The 14836-nt window shown below is 72.6% G+C and carries 13 protein-coding genes; 11 read left to right on the top strand and 2 right to left on the bottom strand.

Annotated features, from left to right (window positions below; translation table 11 throughout):
* The first annotated feature begins 103 nt into the window (after positions 1 to 103).
* From ACWDUZ_RS16340 to ACWDUZ_RS16350, 3 genes are read left to right on the top strand one after another with little or no spacing between them, the layout of a single operon-like run.
* Positions 104 to 1063 carry a DUF5819 family protein gene (locus ACWDUZ_RS16340; RefSeq protein WP_451632474.1) on the top strand — a complete coding sequence of 320 codons (960 nt, stop codon included), beginning with the start codon at positions 104 to 106 and terminating at the stop codon, positions 1061 to 1063.
* Positions 1060 to 2271, top strand: a complete 1212-nt coding sequence (locus tag ACWDUZ_RS16345; RefSeq protein WP_451632475.1) for an HTTM domain-containing protein — start codon at positions 1060 to 1062, stop codon at positions 2269 to 2271. The genes ACWDUZ_RS16340 and ACWDUZ_RS16345 overlap by 4 nt, the downstream gene beginning before the upstream one ends.
* On the top strand, positions 2268 to 3041 hold the full coding sequence (locus tag ACWDUZ_RS16350; protein WP_451632476.1) for a TrmH family RNA methyltransferase: 774 nt from the start codon (positions 2268 to 2270) through the stop codon (positions 3039 to 3041). Before ACWDUZ_RS16345 ends, ACWDUZ_RS16350 begins: the two co-directional genes overlap by 4 nt.
* Positions 3042 to 3074: 33 nt before the next feature.
* On the opposite strand, the gene paaN is transcribed toward ACWDUZ_RS16350, so the two are convergent.
* Positions 3075 to 4766, bottom strand: coding sequence for a phenylacetic acid degradation protein PaaN (paaN, locus tag ACWDUZ_RS16355; protein ID WP_451632477.1), 1692 nt, complete (start codon positions 4764 to 4766; stop codon positions 3075 to 3077).
* Positions 4767 to 4959: 193 nt separating this feature from the next.
* Between paaN and ACWDUZ_RS16360 the strand changes: the two genes are divergently transcribed.
* Complete coding sequence (locus ACWDUZ_RS16360) at positions 4960 to 6474, top strand: 3-hydroxyacyl-CoA dehydrogenase (protein ID WP_451632478.1); 1515 nt, start codon at positions 4960 to 4962, stop codon at positions 6472 to 6474.
* A complete protein-coding gene (locus ACWDUZ_RS16365) occupies positions 6471 to 7061 on the top strand; it encodes a TetR/AcrR family transcriptional regulator (RefSeq protein ID WP_451632479.1) in 591 nt (196 codons plus the stop codon). Before ACWDUZ_RS16360 ends, ACWDUZ_RS16365 begins: the two co-directional genes overlap by 4 nt.
* An 11-nt stretch (positions 7062 to 7072) precedes the next feature.
* Here the strand turns inward: ACWDUZ_RS16365 and ACWDUZ_RS16370 are convergent, their stop codons facing one another.
* Positions 7073 to 7555 (bottom strand): Lrp/AsnC family transcriptional regulator, encoded by a 483-nt coding sequence (locus tag ACWDUZ_RS16370; protein ID WP_451632559.1) that lies wholly within the window; start codon positions 7553 to 7555, stop codon positions 7073 to 7075.
* A gap of 189 nt (positions 7556 to 7744) precedes the next feature.
* Here ACWDUZ_RS16370 and pdhA point away from each other — a divergent pair, with 189 nt between their 5' ends.
* The 6 genes from pdhA to ACWDUZ_RS16400 all read left to right on the top strand — a co-directional run bounded on the left by pdhA (position 7745) and on the right by ACWDUZ_RS16400 (position 14835).
* Entirely contained in the window at positions 7745 to 8878 is a 1134-nt protein-coding gene (gene pdhA / locus ACWDUZ_RS16375) for a pyruvate dehydrogenase (acetyl-transferring) E1 component subunit alpha (RefSeq protein ID WP_451632480.1), read from the top strand.
* Entirely contained in the window at positions 8875 to 9879 is a 1005-nt protein-coding gene (locus ACWDUZ_RS16380) for an alpha-ketoacid dehydrogenase subunit beta (protein WP_451632481.1), read from the top strand. Before pdhA ends, ACWDUZ_RS16380 begins: the two co-directional genes overlap by 4 nt.
* Complete coding sequence (locus tag ACWDUZ_RS16385) at positions 9879 to 11276, top strand: dihydrolipoamide acetyltransferase family protein (RefSeq protein ID WP_451632482.1); 1398 nt, start codon at positions 9879 to 9881, stop codon at positions 11274 to 11276. Before ACWDUZ_RS16380 ends, ACWDUZ_RS16385 begins: the two co-directional genes overlap by 1 nt.
* Positions 11277 to 11375: 99 nt before the next feature.
* Complete coding sequence (locus ACWDUZ_RS16390; protein ID WP_451632483.1) at positions 11376 to 12311, top strand: NTP transferase domain-containing protein; 936 nt, start codon at positions 11376 to 11378, stop codon at positions 12309 to 12311.
* Positions 12308 to 13741: a molybdopterin molybdotransferase MoeA gene (locus tag ACWDUZ_RS16395; RefSeq protein WP_451632484.1), complete on the top strand. Its 1434-nt coding sequence runs from the start codon at positions 12308 to 12310 to the stop codon at positions 13739 to 13741. The genes ACWDUZ_RS16390 and ACWDUZ_RS16395 overlap by 4 nt, the downstream gene beginning before the upstream one ends.
* Positions 13738 to 14835: a potassium channel family protein gene (locus tag ACWDUZ_RS16400; protein WP_451632485.1), complete on the top strand. Its 1098-nt coding sequence runs from the start codon at positions 13738 to 13740 to the stop codon at positions 14833 to 14835. The genes ACWDUZ_RS16395 and ACWDUZ_RS16400 overlap by 4 nt, the downstream gene beginning before the upstream one ends.
* The last annotated feature ends 1 nt before the right edge of the window (position 14836 follow it).

Genomic DNA, 14836 nt, shown 5'->3' on the forward strand with positions numbered 1-14836 from the left:
TGACCCGGCGAGCCCTGCCTCCGTCCGGGCGGAGGGGTGACGGCTGGCCACAGGGCCGGAAGAGACAGCGAGCACGGAGCGGGACCGGGAACAGGGCGGCGGAATGGACACGCACGACGAGGGCTCCAACGCTCCGCACGGGCCGGGCGGGCGACACGGACCGGACCCGACCGCCGATCCGCGCGAGTTCCTTGGGACCCGCGGGACCAGTGGGGCGCATGAGCCCGGCGGCACCGGCGAGAGCGACGAGCTCCCCCGAGTCGCCGGGCCCGGTTGGTCCGCCGGGGCCGGCGGGTCCGGTTGGGCCTACGGCACCGGGGAGACCGGCCGTCCGCACGCGACGCACGAGCCCCGGGGGCCGCAGGGGGAGCCGGGAGCCGGCGGGCCCCAGGACCGTGCCGAACCCCTCGGCGGGGTCCGTTCCGGTGTCGCCGCGCTCTCGCCGCGCTACCAGGTGGGCGCCGCGCTGGCGCTCGCGGTGGTGGCGGTGGTCACCTGTGTGCACCTGGGCATGGTGTTCCTGCACGTCGCACCCTCGAACACGGTGACGAAGCAGCACGGCCAGGCCATCAACGACTGGATATACCCGGAGTTCGAGCAGAACTGGAAACTGTTCGCGCCGAATCCGCTGCAGCAGAACATCGCCGTCCAGGTGCGCGCCGAGACGCATGCGGGGGACGGCAGCACCGCCACCACTGGCTGGTACGACCTGTCGGCGGAGGACGGCCGGGCGATCCGCTACAACCCGCTGCCGAGCCACACGCAGCAGAACCAGTTGCGCCGCGCCTTCGACTACTACGCCGGGACGCACGACAAGGACAACCAGCCGGTGGGCGTGCGCGGCGCCCTGTCCGAGGAGTACCTGCGCCGCATCGTCGTGCTGCGCCTGCACCGCGACCAGGCGGCCGCCGGTGGCACGCTCCAGCGGGTCCAGGTCCGCATCCGCACCGCCGCCGTGCCGCCGCCCGGGTGGAGCGGCGAGAGGGCGAGGTCCGAACCCGCCTACCGAACGCTGCCGTGGTGGACGGTGCCGGCCGGCGAGGCCCGGGGAGGTGTGCGGTGAACCGGCTCGCCCTGACCGTGTCCCGGGGGATCGGCCGGATCACCGAGGCCGCCCACGGCCCCTGCCAGACGGCCGTGATACGCATCGGCTTCTCCGCGACGTGGCTACTGTTCCTGTTGCGCGAGTATCCGCACCGCCAGGAGCTGTACGGCCCCGACGGCCCGTGGAGCTGGGACCTGGGCCGGCGTCTGACGCAGGAGAACGGCGCGTTCACCGCGCTGCTGTGGTTCAGGGGCCAGTTCTGGTTCGAGACCGTCTACGCGCTGGCCGTGCTGGCGAGCCTGCTGCTGTTGCTGGGCTGGCGTACCCGCACGATGTCCGTGCTGTTCATGCTCGGTGTGTTCGCGCTGCAGAACCGCAGCGTCTTCGTGGGCGACGGCGGTGACAACGTCCTGCACCTGATGTCGCTGTACCTGGTCTTCACCCGCTGTGGGCAGGTGTGGTCGCTGGACGCGCGACGGGCGGAGCGGGGGCGTGCGGCACGCGCGCGCGGGGAACGGGTGCCGCCGGACCGGGTGGGCCCGGTGCTGTGGGGTGTGCTGGGAGGGGTCCTGGCCGCGGTCACGCTGGCGGGCAGGACACAGGGCGAGTGGCTGGTGCCCGCGCTGCTGTGGGCGGTGTGGGCGGCGCAGGCCCTGTGGTGGTCGGCCGCGCGGCGCGCGCGGTCGGCGGAGCCGCGGATCCTGCTCGACGTGATCGCCAACATGCTGCACAACGCCGCCCTGCTGGTGATCATGAGCGAGGCGTGCCTGATCTACGCGACGGCCGGCTGGTACAAGGTCCAGGGCTCACGCTGGCAGGACGGCACCGCGGTGTACTACCCGCTCCATCTGGACTACTTCTCACCCTGGCCGGGCCTGGCCGATCTGCTGTCCTCCAACGGGACGATCATGGCAATCGTCACCTACGGGACGGTGATGGTGCAGGTCGCCTTCCCCTTCACGCTGTTCAACCGGCGGGTGAAGAACGTCCTGCTGGTGGCCATGATGACCGAGCACGCCGTGATCGCCGTCGTCCTGGGGCTGCCGTTCTTCTCGCTGGCGATGATCGCCGCGGACGCGGTGTTCCTGCCGACGTCGTTCCTGCGCCGGCTCGGCGACCGGGCGGCACGCGTGCGTGGACGGCTGCTCCGTGGCGGCCGCCGATTTCCGGTTCAGCCGCGCTCCCCCGAAGACAGCGAGCCCGCGCGCGTAGGCTTCCCGGCATGACGGACCCCGCACTCGGCCCCGTACGCGCCTGGCGCCGGCTCGCCGACGGGCCTACGCCCACCGTGCTGCTCGACGGCTTCCACGCTCTCAAGCACGCGGTGCGCTTCGGGGCCGAGGTGCCGGTGGCCGTCACCGCCGACCGCGCGGCGGCGCTCGCACTTGCCGGGGAACTGGCCCCGGACGTCCGAGACACCCTGGACGCCCTGCTCGCCGAGGTGCCGAGGGACACGTACGCCTCGCTGGTGCCGCGTCCGCATCCCACCGCCGTGGCCGCGCTCGCGCTGCGGCCCTCGCGTGAGGCGAACCTGCGGGCGCTGGCGCGCACGCCCCGCGGCGCGCCGGTCGTCGTCCTGGACCAGCCGCGGAACCTGGGCAACGCGGGGGCGGTGATCCGGCTGGCCGCCGGTTTCGGTGCGACCGGGGTGGTCACCACCGGCACCCTCGACCCCTGGCACCCGACGGTGGTGCGCGGCGGGGCGGGGCTGCACTTCGCGACGGTCGTGGAACGGCTGTCCGCGGACGAACTCCCGACCGGGCCGTTGTTCGCGCTCGACCCGGAGGGCGAGGACATCCGCGGACTGAAGCTGCCCGACGACGCCGTGCTCGCCTTCGGCTCCGAGCGCAGCGGTCTGTCCGCCGGGCTCCGGCAGCGCACCGACCATCTGGTGGCCCTGCCGATGCGCCCCCAGGTCTCCAGCTACAACCTCGCCACCAGTGTCGCGATGACGCTGTACCACTGGAGCGCGTCCGGGGGCGCACTCTCACCCTGACGGGCGGCCGGCGCCGCTTCCGGAACGCGCGCTCTACGCCTCGCGCCGGACCTCCACGACCCGGAAGCGGTTGGCCACGAAGGCGCCGTCGCACAGGGCCGCGTTGGCCGCCGGGTTGCCGCCCGAGCCGTGGAAGTCGGAGAAGGCGGCCGTCTGGTTGACGTACACCCCGCCGGTCAGGTTCAGCGACAGCTGGGCGGCCTCTTCCAGGCACACCTCGCGCACCGCCCGCTCGACCTCCTCGTCGGTCGTGTGGGCGCCCACCGTCATGGCGCCCTTGTCGCGGATCGTGCGGCGCAGCAGCTCCACCGCGTCGGCGGCCGAGTCCATGGCGACGGCGAAGGAGACGGGGCCGAAGCACTCGCTCATGTAGGCGGCCTCGTCGTCCGGCTTGGCGCCGTCCAGCTTCACGATGACCGGCGTGCGGACGACCGCTCCGGGGAAGTCGGGGTTGGTGATCTCGCGGGAGGCGAGGGCGACCTCTCCGAGGGATGCCGCGGCCTCCAGGCGGGCCTTGACGTCCGGGTTGACGATCGCGCCCAGCAGGGCGTTCGCGCGGGCGTCGTCGCCGAGCAGTGCGTCGACCGCCTTCGCGAGGTCGGCCGTCACCTCGTCGAAGGACTTGGGGCCCTGGTCGGTGCGGATGCCCTCGCGGGGGATCAGCAGGTTCTGCGGGGTGGTGCACATCTGACCGCTGTACAGGGACAGCGAGAAGGCCAGGTTGGAGAGCATCCCCTTGTAGTCGTCGGTGGACTCCACGAGGACCGTGTTGACGCCGGCCTTCTCGGTGTAGACCTGCGCCTGGCGGGCGTTGGCCTCCAGCCAGTCGCCGAAAGCCGTGGAGCCCGTGTAGTCGATGATCCTGATCTCCGGGCGGGTGGCCAGTGTCTTGGCGATGCCCTCCCCCTGGCGTTCGGCGGCGAGCGCGACCAGGTTCGGGTCGAAGCCCGCCTCGGTCAGCACCTCACGGGCGATCCGGACGGTGAGCGCGAGCGGCAGGACCGCGCGCGGGTGGGGCTTGACCAGGACCGCGTTGCCGGTGGCCAGGGAGGCGAACAGGCCCGGGTAGCCGTTCCACGTCGGGAAGGTGTTGCAGCCGATGACCAGGGCGATACCGCGCGGGACCGGCGTGAAGTGCTTGGTGAGGACGAGCGGGTCGCGCTTGCCCTGGGGCTTGGTCCACTCGGCGGTCCCGGGCGTGCGGACCTGTTCCGCGTACGCGTACGCCACCGCTTCCAGACCGCGGTCCTGGGCGTGCGGGCCGCCCGCCTGGAACGCCATCATGAAGGCCTGGCCGGAGGTGTGCATGACCGCGTGCGCGAACTCGTGCGTCCGGTCGCTGATCCGCTTGAGGATCTCCAGGCAGACCACCGCGCGGGTCTCGGCGCCCGCGTCGCGCCAGGCGCCCTGGCCGGCCTTCATGGCGGGCAGCAGCACGTCGATGTCGGCGTGCGGATACGTCACGCCCAGCTCGATGCCGTACGGCGAGACCTCGTCGCCCACCCAGTCGTCGGTGCCGGGCTGACCGAGGTCCACGCGGGTGCCCAGGACGGCGTCGAAGGCGGCCTTGCCGGCGGCTGCGTCCAGGCTGCCGTGCTCCCCGTAGGCCTTGGGGTGCTCGGGGTGGGGCGACCAGTACGCGCGCGTGCGGATCGCTTCCAGCGCCTGGTCGAGAGTGGGCCGGTGGCGGGCGATCAGCTCGGGCGTGGTCAGTTCGGCGGCCATGCGGGACCAACTCCTCGTCTCTAGAGCTCCTCGTCGAGCTCATGACCTGGCAGAAACATGGGCAGGGACAGCCGGTCAGAGTTAGAGTAACCGAACGATCGGTCGGGGCAAGTGGTCCGCCGCGTCTGTGGAAAAGTCTGGCGGACGGGGTCCGCCGCATCTGTGGAGAACGCCGTGCGGGAGGATCGCGCACATGACAGCACTCGACCTCAGCAGCCCCGTGGCCGTCGTCGGCACCGGCACCATGGGCCAGGGCATAGCCCAGGTCGCGCTGGTCGCCGGCCATTTCGTACGCCTGTACGACGCCGTGCCCGGACGGGCCCGGGAGGCGGCCACCGCGATCGGAGCCAGGCTCGACCGGCTCGTCGAGAAGGACCGGCTCACCGGCGCCGAGCGGGACGCGGCCCGGGCCCGGTTGCAGCCCGCCGAGAGCCTGACCGAGCTCGCGGACTGCTCCCTGGTCGTCGAGGCCGTCCTGGAGCGGCTGGACGTCAAGCAGGAGCTGCTGAAGGAACTGGAAGACGTCGTCGCCGACGACTGCCTGCTCGCCACCAACACCTCGTCCCTGTCGGTGACGGCCATCGGTGGGGCGCTGCGCAACCCGGGCCGCTTCGTGGGCCTGCACTTCTTCAATCCGGCCCCGCTGATGCCGCTGGTGGAGGTGGTCTCCGGCTTCGCCACCGACGTCACCTCGGCCACGCAGGCGTACGAGACGGCCCGCGCCTGGGGCAAGACCCCGGTCGCCTGTGCCGACACCCCCGGCTTCATTGTCAACCGCATCGCGCGCCCCTTCTACGCCGAGGCCTTCGCCGTCCTGGAGTCCCAGGCCGCCGACCCCGCCACCATCGACGCGGTCCTGCGTGAGTCCGGCGGGTTCAAGATGGGCGCCTTCGAGCTGACCGACCTCATCGGCCAGGACGTCAACGAGTCCGTGACGCACTCGGTGTGGCGGTCCTTCTTCCAGGACGTGCGCTTCACGCCCTCGCTCGCCCAGCGTCGCCTGGTCGAGTCCGGCCGGCTCGGCCGCAAGAGCGGCCGCGGCTGGTACGACTACGGCGACGGCGCCGAGCGCCCCGAGCCGCACACCGCCGAGCGGGCACAGCCTCCCGCGTACGTCGTCGCGGAGGGCGATCTGGGACCTGCGGCGGAGTTGCTGTCGCTGATCCGTGAGGCGGGCATCCAGGTCCGTGAGGAGGACGAGGACAACGGCACCCGCCTGGTGCTGCCGGGCGGCGGCCAACTGGTCCTCGCCGACGGGCAGACCTCGGTGGAGTTCCGCGACGTCGTCTACTTCGACCTGGCGCTCGACTACCGGCGGGCCACGCGCATCGCCCTGTCGGCCTCCCAGGACACCTCCTCGCAGACCCTCGCGGAGTCCACCGGCCTGTTCCAGGCGCTCGGCAAGCAGGTCAGCGTCATCGGGGACGTCCCCGGAATGATCGTGGCCCGGACGGTGGCCCGGATCGTCGACCTGGCGCACGACGCCGTCGCCAAGGGCGTGGCCACCGAGGAGGACATCGACACCGCGATGCGGCTGGGCGTCAACTACCCCCTCGGTCCCTTCGAGTGGAACCGCCGTCTCGGCCGGACCTGGGCCTACGGGCTGCTGGACGACCTGCATCTGCGTGATCCGTCCGGACGTTACGCCCCGTCCCTGGCGCTGTACCGGCACGCCTACGCCTCCGACAAGCGGGAGGGCATCGCATGACCACGGCCAGGCGCGACACGTACACCCCCGAGACGCTGCTGTCCGTGGCGGTGCGGGTCTTCAACGAGCGCGGTTACGACGGCACCTCCATGGAGCACCTGTCCAAGGCCGCCGGCATCTCCAAGTCGTCCATCTATCACCATGTGGCCGGCAAGGAGGAACTGTTGCGCAGAGCCGTCAGCCGGGCGCTGGACGGGCTCTTCGGCATCCTCGACGAGGAGCACGCGCGCGCGGGGCGGGCCGCCGAACGCCTCGAGTACGTGGTACGCCGCATGGTCGAGGTGCTCATCGGCGAACTGCCGTACGTGACACTGCTGCTGCGGGTGCGCGGCAACACCGTGACCGAGCGGTGGGCGCTGGAGCGCCGGCGCGAGTTCGACCACCGGGTGGCCGAACTGCTGAAGGCGGCGGCGGCCGACGGTGACGTGCGCGGTGACGTGGAGGTGCGGCTGGCGACCCGCCTCGTCTTCGGGATGATCAACTCGATCGTGGAGTGGTACCGGCCGGACGGCCGGGGCATGAGCGAGCGGGAAGTGGCGGACGCGGTGGTGCAGCTGGTCTTCGGCGGTCTGCGCAAGGAGGGCTGACCGGCACGCGCTCACCGCTCCGGTTCCAGGTCCTCCTCCTCGAACACCAGCAGCGTGCGTGTGCTGAGCACTTCGGGGATCGCCTGGAGCCGGGTCAGCACCAGCTCGCGCAGCGCCCGGTTGTCCGGCGTGTGCACCAGCAGCAGGACGTCGAAGTCGCCGCCGACCAGGGCGATGTGGGAGGCGCCGGGAAGTCGGCGAAGCTGCTCGCGCACGGTGCGCCAGGAGTTCTGCACGATCTTCAGCGTGATGTAGGCGGACGTGGCGTGCCCGGCGCGTTCATGGTCGACGCGCGCTCCGAAGCCGCGGATGACACCATCCTCGATGAGGCGGTTGATGCGGGCGTAGGCGTTGGCGCGCGAGACGTGGACGTGTTCGGCCACCGAACGTATCGAGGCGCGGCCGTCCGACTGGAGCATCTGGAGGATGTCCTGGTCCACGGAGTCCAGCGGGCGGGGCGGCGGCAGGGCGGCGCCGTCCGGGCTTTCGGCCATTTGTTCAGGAGCCATGTCCCCCCGCCTCTCCGCCATGGACGTACTGCGTCCATCCCACGCCGTGGAGAACCGTTTGTCCACAGCCTGGGGCCGCCTGTAGCCAAAATGTGCCGACGACCGAACAATCGGTAGGTGGGGCGGGTCACAGCCGACGCGCCTCCGTAGCCGCTCCCACGAGGAGGTGCCGTCATGACGGTCATGGAGCAGCGGGGTGCCTACCGGCCATCGCCGCCGCCCGCCTGGCAGCCCCGTACCGACCCCGCGCCGCTGCTGCCCGACGCGGAGCCCTACCGCGTCCTGGGGACGGACGCGGCCGGGAAGGCAGATCCGGAGCTGCTGCGCCGTCTGTACGCGCAAGTGGTGCTCGGCCGCCGCTACAACGCACAGGCCACCGCCCTGACCAAACAGGGCCGGCTCGCCGTCTACCCCTCCAGCACCGGTCAGGAGGCCTGCGAGGTCGCCGCCGCGCTCGCCCTCGAGGAGCAGGACTGGCTCTTCCCCAGCTACCGCGACACGCTCGCCGTCGTCGCACGCGGTGTGGACCCCGTCGAGGCGCTCACGCTGCTGCGCGGCGACTGGCACACCGGCTACGACCCCTATGAGCACCGCGTCGCGCCGCTGTCCACGCCGCTCGCCACCCAGTTGCCGCACGCCGTCGGCCTCGCCCACGCCGCCCGCCTCAAGGGCGACGACGTGGTGGCGCTGGCGATGGTCGGTGACGGCGGCACCAGCGAGGGCGACTTCCACGAGGCGCTGAACTTCGCCGCCGTCTGGCAGGCCCCGGTCGTCTTCCTGGTGCAGAACAACGGCTTCGCCATCTCCGTCCCGCTCGCCAAGCAGACCGCGGCGCCCTCCCTGGCCCACAAGGCCGTCGGGTACGGCATGCCGGGCCGCCTGGTCGACGGCAACGACGCCGCAGCCGTCCACGAGGTGCTCACCGAAGCCGTACGGCACGCGCGCGCGGGAGGTGGTCCCACCCTGGTGGAGGCCGTGACGTACCGCATCGACGCCCACACCAACGCCGATGACGCCACCCGTTATCGCGGCGACGCCGAGGTCGAGGCCTGGCGCGGCCACGACCCGGTCCAGCTGCTGGAGCGGGAGCTGACCGGCCGCGGCCTGATCGACGAGGACGCGAAGGCGGCCGTCCGCGAGGAGGCCGAGACGATGGCCGCGGGGCTGCGCGAACGCATGAACCAGGACCCGGTGCTCGACCCGATGGACCTGTTCGCCCACGTCTATGCCGAGCCGACCCCGCAACTGCGCGAGCAGCAGGCCCTGTTGCGGGCCGAGCTGGAGGCCGAGGAGGACACCGCCCGATGAGCACCGTCGCCCTCAAGCCGGCCACCATGGCCCAGGCCCTCACGCGCGCGTTGCGCGACGCGATGGCCGCCGACCCCGCCGTGCACGTCATGGGCGAGGACGTCGGCACCCTCGGCGGCGTCTTCCGGGTCACCGACGGACTCGCCGAGGAGTTCGGCGAGGACCGCTGCACCGACACCCCGCTGGCCGAGGCCGGCATCCTCGGCACCGCCGTCGGCATGGCGATGTACGGCCTGCGCCCGGTCGTCGAGATGCAGTTCGACGCCTTCGCCTACCCGGCGTTCGAACAGCTGGTCAGCCATGTCGCGAAGATGCGCAACCGTACGCGCGGCAAGATGCCCCTGCCCCTGACGATCCGCATCCCGTACGGCGGCGGCATCGGCGGGGTCGAGCACCACAGCGACGCCTCCGAGGCGTACTACATGGCGACCCCGGGGCTGCACGTCGTCACGCCCGCGACCGTCGCCGACGCCTACGGGCTGCTGCGCGCGGCCATCGCCTCCGACGACCCCGTCGTCTTCCTCGAACCCAAGCGGCTGTACTGGTCGAAGGACACCTGGAACCCGGACGAGCCGCAGACCGTCGAGCCGATGGGCCGCGCGGTGGTGCGGCGCACCGGCAGGAGCGCCACGCTCATCACCTACGGCCCGTCCGTGCCCGTCTGCCTCGAAGCCGCCGAGGCGGCCCGGGGCGAGGGCTGGGAGCTGGAGGTCGTCGACCTGCGCTCGCTGACGCCGTTCGACGACGAGACGGTGTGCGCGTCGGTACGGCGCACCGGTCGCGCCGTCGTCGTGCACGAGTCGGGCGGATTCGGCGGCCCGGGCGGGGAGATCGCCGCCCGGGTCACGGAGCGCTGCTTCCACTACCTGGAGGCGCCGGTGCTGCGCGTGGCCGGGTTCGACATCCCCTACCCGCCGCCGATGCTGGAGCGGCACCATCTGCCCGGCGTCGACCGGATCCTGGACGCCGTGGCGCGTCTGCAGTGGGAGGCCGAGAGCTGATGGCACAGGTGCTGGAGTTCAAGCTCCCCGACCTCGGGGAGGGGCTCACCGAGGCCGAGATCGTCCGCTGGCTGGTCGAGGTGGGCGACATCGTGGCCGTCGACCAGCCGGTCGTCGAGGTCGAGACGGCCAAGGCGATGGTCGAGGTGCCCTGCCCCTACGGCGGCGTGGTCACGGCCCGCTTCGGGGAGGAGGGCACCGAACTGCCCGTGGGAGCCCCGCTGCTGACGGTCGCGGTCGGGGAGGCGTCCGACCCGGCGGCCGAGGGCGAGACCGGTGGCTCCGGCAACGTCCTGGTCGGCTACGGCACGGGGGCGCCGCCGGCGCGCCGCCGCAGGATCCGGCCCGGATCGAGCGCACGGCGCCCGGACGGGGCGACGGTCTCCCCGTCCCCCGGCCCGGCCTCGCACTCCGTGGCCGGACCGGCGGTGGCCGAGCGTGCCGAGCGGCCCGCCGACGGCCCCGTCCCCGTGATCTCCCCGCTGGTGCGCCGGCTGGCCCGGGAGTACGGCGTGGACCTGCGACGGCTGTCGGGCTCCGGGCCCGACGGGCTGATCCTGCGCGCGGACGTCGAGGGCGCGTTCAGGGCCGGGACCGCACCGGGCGCCACGGCGAAGACCCCGACGGTCCCGACAGGTCCGGCGGCCACGTTCACGGCGCCCGCCGTGTCGGCGTCCGCGCCGTCCGCGGCACAGACCCCGGCCGCCGCCGGCACCCGGATCCCCCTCAAGGGGGTCCGCGGCGCCGTCGCCGACAAGCTCTCCCGGAGCCGCCGGGAGATCCCCGACGCGACCTGCTGGGTCGACGCCGACGCGACGGAACTGATGCGCGCGCGGTCCGCGATGAACGCGGCCGGAGGACCGAAGATCTCCCTCCTCGCGCTGCTCGCCCGCATCTGCACGGCCGCGCTCGCCCGCTTCCCCGAGCTCAACTCCTCCGTCGACGTCGAGGCCCGCGAGGTCGTCCGGCTCGACCGGGTGCACCTCGGGTTCGCCGCGCAGACCGACCGGGGTCTGGTCGTGCCGGTCGTCCGGGACGCCCACGCGCGCGACGTCGAGTCGCTCACCGCCGAGTTCGCCCGGCTGACCGAGGCGGCCCGCGCGGGCACGCTCACCCCCGGAGAACTCACCGGCGGCACCTTCACGTTGAACAACTACGGAGTGTTCGGCGTCGACGGCTCCACACCGATCATCAACCATCCCGAGGCCGCCATGCTCGGTGTCGGCCGCATCGTTCCCAAGCCCTGGGTGCACGAGGGCGAGCTGGCGGTGCGGCAGGTCGTCCAGCTCTCGCTCACCTTCGACCACCGGGTGTGCGACGGCGGCACGGCCGGCGGGTTCCTGCGCTACGTGGCGGACTGCGTGGAGCAGCCGGCGGTGCTGCTGCGCACGCTCTGAGGCCGGGGTCCGTCCGCCGGACGGGTCCTGACCAGCCCCGGACAGAATCGAGCCCCGCCCGCGTTCCCTGTGATCGCGGGCGGGACGCATACTCAGGGGGTGACCGCCTTCGAGCGCCCCGCCCACGAGCTCCTCGCTCACGAGCCCGCCGCCCACGACGCCGTCGTGCTCGCCGGAGGGGCCGCCCGGCGGCTGGGCGGCGCGGACAAGCCCGGCGTTCGGGTCGGAGGCCGGTCCCTGCTCGACCGCGTTCTCGCCGCCTGCGCCGAGGCGCGCACGACCGTGGTCGTCGCCGACCCCCGACCCACCGCACGGCCCGTGCGGTGGACGCTCGAGGAACCCCCGGGCGCGGGACCGCTGGCCGCGCTCGACGCCGGGCTGTGCCACACCACGGCGGACCACGTCGTCGTCCTCTCCGCCGATCTGCCGTTCCTCGCACCGGCCACCGTGCGGCGGCTCCTGGACGCCCTGCGCGCTTGCCGCGCGGACGGCGCGCTGCTCACCGATGCCGACGGCCGCGACCAGCCGCTCGTGGCCGCCTACCGTGCTCACGCGCTGCGCCGCGAACTGGCGGCGCTCACGCGGGAACACGGCACTCTCACCGGGCTGCCGCTGCGCCGGCTCACCACCGCACTCGACCTCACCCGCGTCCCCGACCATGTCGCGTCCTTCGACTGCGACACCTGGGACGACATCGCCACCGCCAGGGCACGCATCAGGGAGCATGGGCACGTGTTGGATGAATGGATCTCCGCAGTCAAGGACGAACTGGGCATCGAGCTGGACGTCGACACCGGCGTGCTGCTCGATCTCGCCCGCGACGCCGCTCATGGCGTCGCCCGGCCCGCGGCACCCCTGACCACCTTCCTCGTCGGCTACGCCGCGGCACAGGGCAGGGGCGGGCCCGAAGCGGTCGAGGAGGCCGCCCGCAAGGCCGCCGCACTCGCCCTGCGCTGGGTCGACGAGGACACCGCCGGGGCCAGGCCCGACGTCGCCCCCGACGCCACCCCCGACACCCGTCCGGACGCGGGATGACCGCGCGCGGCGTGCGGGCCGGCGAGGACGCCGAGGAACTCGATGTCGAGGAGGCCCTCGCTCTCGTGAAGGAACCAGGCAACGGCATCGGCTCGGCCCACGGCGGCCTGCCCACCTCCCCCCAGGGCTACGGCACCGGCCACGGATCGTTTCCGCCCGGCCACGGCACCACGCACTCCCCCGGCCTCGGACAGTCCCTGAGACCGGGGCACTCCCCGGATGCCCACCACCGCGCCACCCCGTGGCCCCAGGCCCGTGAAGCCGCGGCCCGTGCCGTCCGTGGCGGGGCCCGTCGCAGCCCCGTCTCGGTCCCCCTGGACGCCGCCCTGGGCCTGGTCCTGGCCGAGCCCCTGGCCGCCCTCACCGACCTGCCCTCCTTCGACACCTCCGCGATGGACGGATGGGCGGTCGCCGGCCCCGGCCCCTGGGACGTGCGCGAAGAAGGCGCCCTGGCCGGACACGCACGGCCCGAGCCGCTGACCGACGGCGAGGCCGTACGGATCGCGACCGGTGCCCGCATCCCGCAGGACACCACCGCCGTGCTGCGCAGCGAGCACGGCCGCACGGACGCCAAGGGCAGGCTGCACGCCACCCGCGAAATGAGCCATGGCCAGGACATCCGTCCACGTGCACAGGAGTGCCGTAGCGGAGACCAGTTGCTGCCCGTCGGGACCCTGGTCACCCCCGCCGTGCTGGGCCTCGCCGCGGCCGCCGGATACGACACCCTCACCGCCGTCCCCCGTCCCCGCGTCGACGTACTCGTACTCGGCGACGAACTGCTCACCACGGGTCTGCCGCACGACGGCCGGATCCGGGACGCCCTAGGCCCGATGCTGCCCCCCTGGCTACGGGCCCTCGGCGCGGAGACGGCCACCGTGCGCCGCATCGGCGACGATGCCAAGGCGCTGCACAAGGCGATCGGCGGATCCGAGGCCGACCTGATCGTCACCACCGGCGGAACCGCCTCCGGCCCCGTCGACCACGTCCACCCCACGCTGAGCCGGCTCGGCGCCGAGCTGCTGGTGGACGGCGTGCAGGTTCGCCCCGGCCATCCGATGCTGCTGGCCCGCACCCGGGAGAACCAGCACCTCGTCGGCCTGCCCGGCAACCCCCTCGCCGCCGTCTCCGGCCTGCTCACCCTCGCCGAGCCGCTGCTGCGCACGCTGGCCGCACGTCCGGCCCTCGAGCCGTACACGCTGCCGCTGAAGGACCCGGTGCACGGGCACCCCCACGACACCCGGCTCGTGCCCGTCGTGCTGCGCGGCGACCACGCGGTCCCGCTGCACTACAACGGCCCGGCGATGCTGCGCGGGGTCGCGGCGGCCGACGCGCTGGCCGTCGTGCCGCCGGGTGGCACCCGTGCGGGCCAGGAGGCAGAACTGCTCGATCTGCCCTGGGCCGCCGCCGGAATCGGGGTGTGTTTCACGTGAAACTTCCGGGCCATGACGCGATCGCCCGCCAAGCAGACGAACATCTTGTGACCCATCGGGTGGAACTTCCGAAGAAAGAGGTGGAACGCCCGATCCGCCAGGTGGGCAAGCGGCTCGCCATGGCCTTGCTGGTGCTGGTCGTGACGGTCGTCATCGTCTATGCCGATCGTGACGGTTACAACGACACCTCCGATGGGTCCCTCGACCTCCTCGACGCGGCGTACTACGCCACGGTGACGCTCTCCACCACCGGGTACGGCGACATCACCCCGGTCAGCGACGGGGCCCGGCTCACCAACATCTTCGTCATCACGCCCCTCCGCGTGCTGTTCCTGATCATTCTCGTCGGCACCACGCTCGAAGTCCTCACCGAACGCACCCGTGAGGAGTGGCGCCTCAGTCGCTGGAGGTCCGCCTTGCGCGATCACACCGTCATCATCGGCTTCGGCACGAAGGGCAGGTCAGCGATCCAGACCGTCTGTGCGACGGGTCTGAAGAAGCAGCAGGTCGTCGTGGTCGATCCCAGCGCCAAGGCGATCGACGCGGCCACGGCGGACGGCTACGTGGGAGTGGTCGGGGACGCGACCCGCAGCGAGGTGCTGAAGCGGGCGGAGGTGCAGCGGGCACGGCAGATCATCATCGCCACCCAGCGGGACGACACGGCCGTGCTGGTGGCGCTGACGGCTCGGCAGCTCAACCGGGGGGCGAAGATCGTCGCCGCGGTCCGCGAGGAGGAGAACGCGCCGCTGCTGCGCCAGTCGGGCGCCGATTCCGTGATCACCAGCGCGAGCGCCGCGGGCAGGCTGCTCGGGCTGTCCGTGCTCAGCCCGGCCGCCGGCATGGTCATGGAGGACCTCATCCAGCAGGGCAGCGGCTTGGACATCGTCGAACGGCCCGTCATACGCGCCGAGGCGGGCAGGAATCCCCGTGAGATCGACGACCTGGTGGTGAGCGTCGTACGTGGGCATCGTGTCCTGGGCTACGACGACCCTTCCGTCGGCACGCTCCAGTTGACGGACCGTCTGATCACCATCGTCCGGGCCACTCCGGCCACTCGGATCACACCGGACATCAAGCCGCTGCCGCAGGACTGAG

The sequence above is a fragment of the Streptomyces sp. NPDC003393 genome, assembly GCF_053589015.1.

Coding starts and splice junctions, on each gene's coding strand:
- ACWDUZ_RS16370 (WP_451632559.1), bottom strand. CDS start 7,555: ATGGCCGAAAGCCCGGACGGCGCCGCCCTGCCGCCGCCCCGCCCGCTG.
- pdhA (WP_451632480.1), top strand. CDS start 7,745: ATGACGGTCATGGAGCAGCGGGGTGCCTACCGGCCATCGCCGCCGCCC.
- ACWDUZ_RS16340 (WP_451632474.1), top strand. CDS start 104: ATGGACACGCACGACGAGGGCTCCAACGCTCCGCACGGGCCGGGCGGG.
- ACWDUZ_RS16360 (WP_451632478.1), top strand. CDS start 4,960: ATGACAGCACTCGACCTCAGCAGCCCCGTGGCCGTCGTCGGCACCGGC.
- ACWDUZ_RS16385 (WP_451632482.1), top strand. CDS start 9,879: ATGGCACAGGTGCTGGAGTTCAAGCTCCCCGACCTCGGGGAGGGGCTC.
- ACWDUZ_RS16365 (WP_451632479.1), top strand. CDS start 6,471: ATGACCACGGCCAGGCGCGACACGTACACCCCCGAGACGCTGCTGTCC.
- ACWDUZ_RS16380 (WP_451632481.1), top strand. CDS start 8,875: ATGAGCACCGTCGCCCTCAAGCCGGCCACCATGGCCCAGGCCCTCACG.
- paaN (WP_451632477.1), bottom strand. CDS start 4,766: ATGGCCGCCGAACTGACCACGCCCGAGCTGATCGCCCGCCACCGGCCC.
- ACWDUZ_RS16350 (WP_451632476.1), top strand. CDS start 2,268: ATGACGGACCCCGCACTCGGCCCCGTACGCGCCTGGCGCCGGCTCGCC.
- ACWDUZ_RS16395 (WP_451632484.1), top strand. CDS start 12,308: ATGACCGCGCGCGGCGTGCGGGCCGGCGAGGACGCCGAGGAACTCGAT.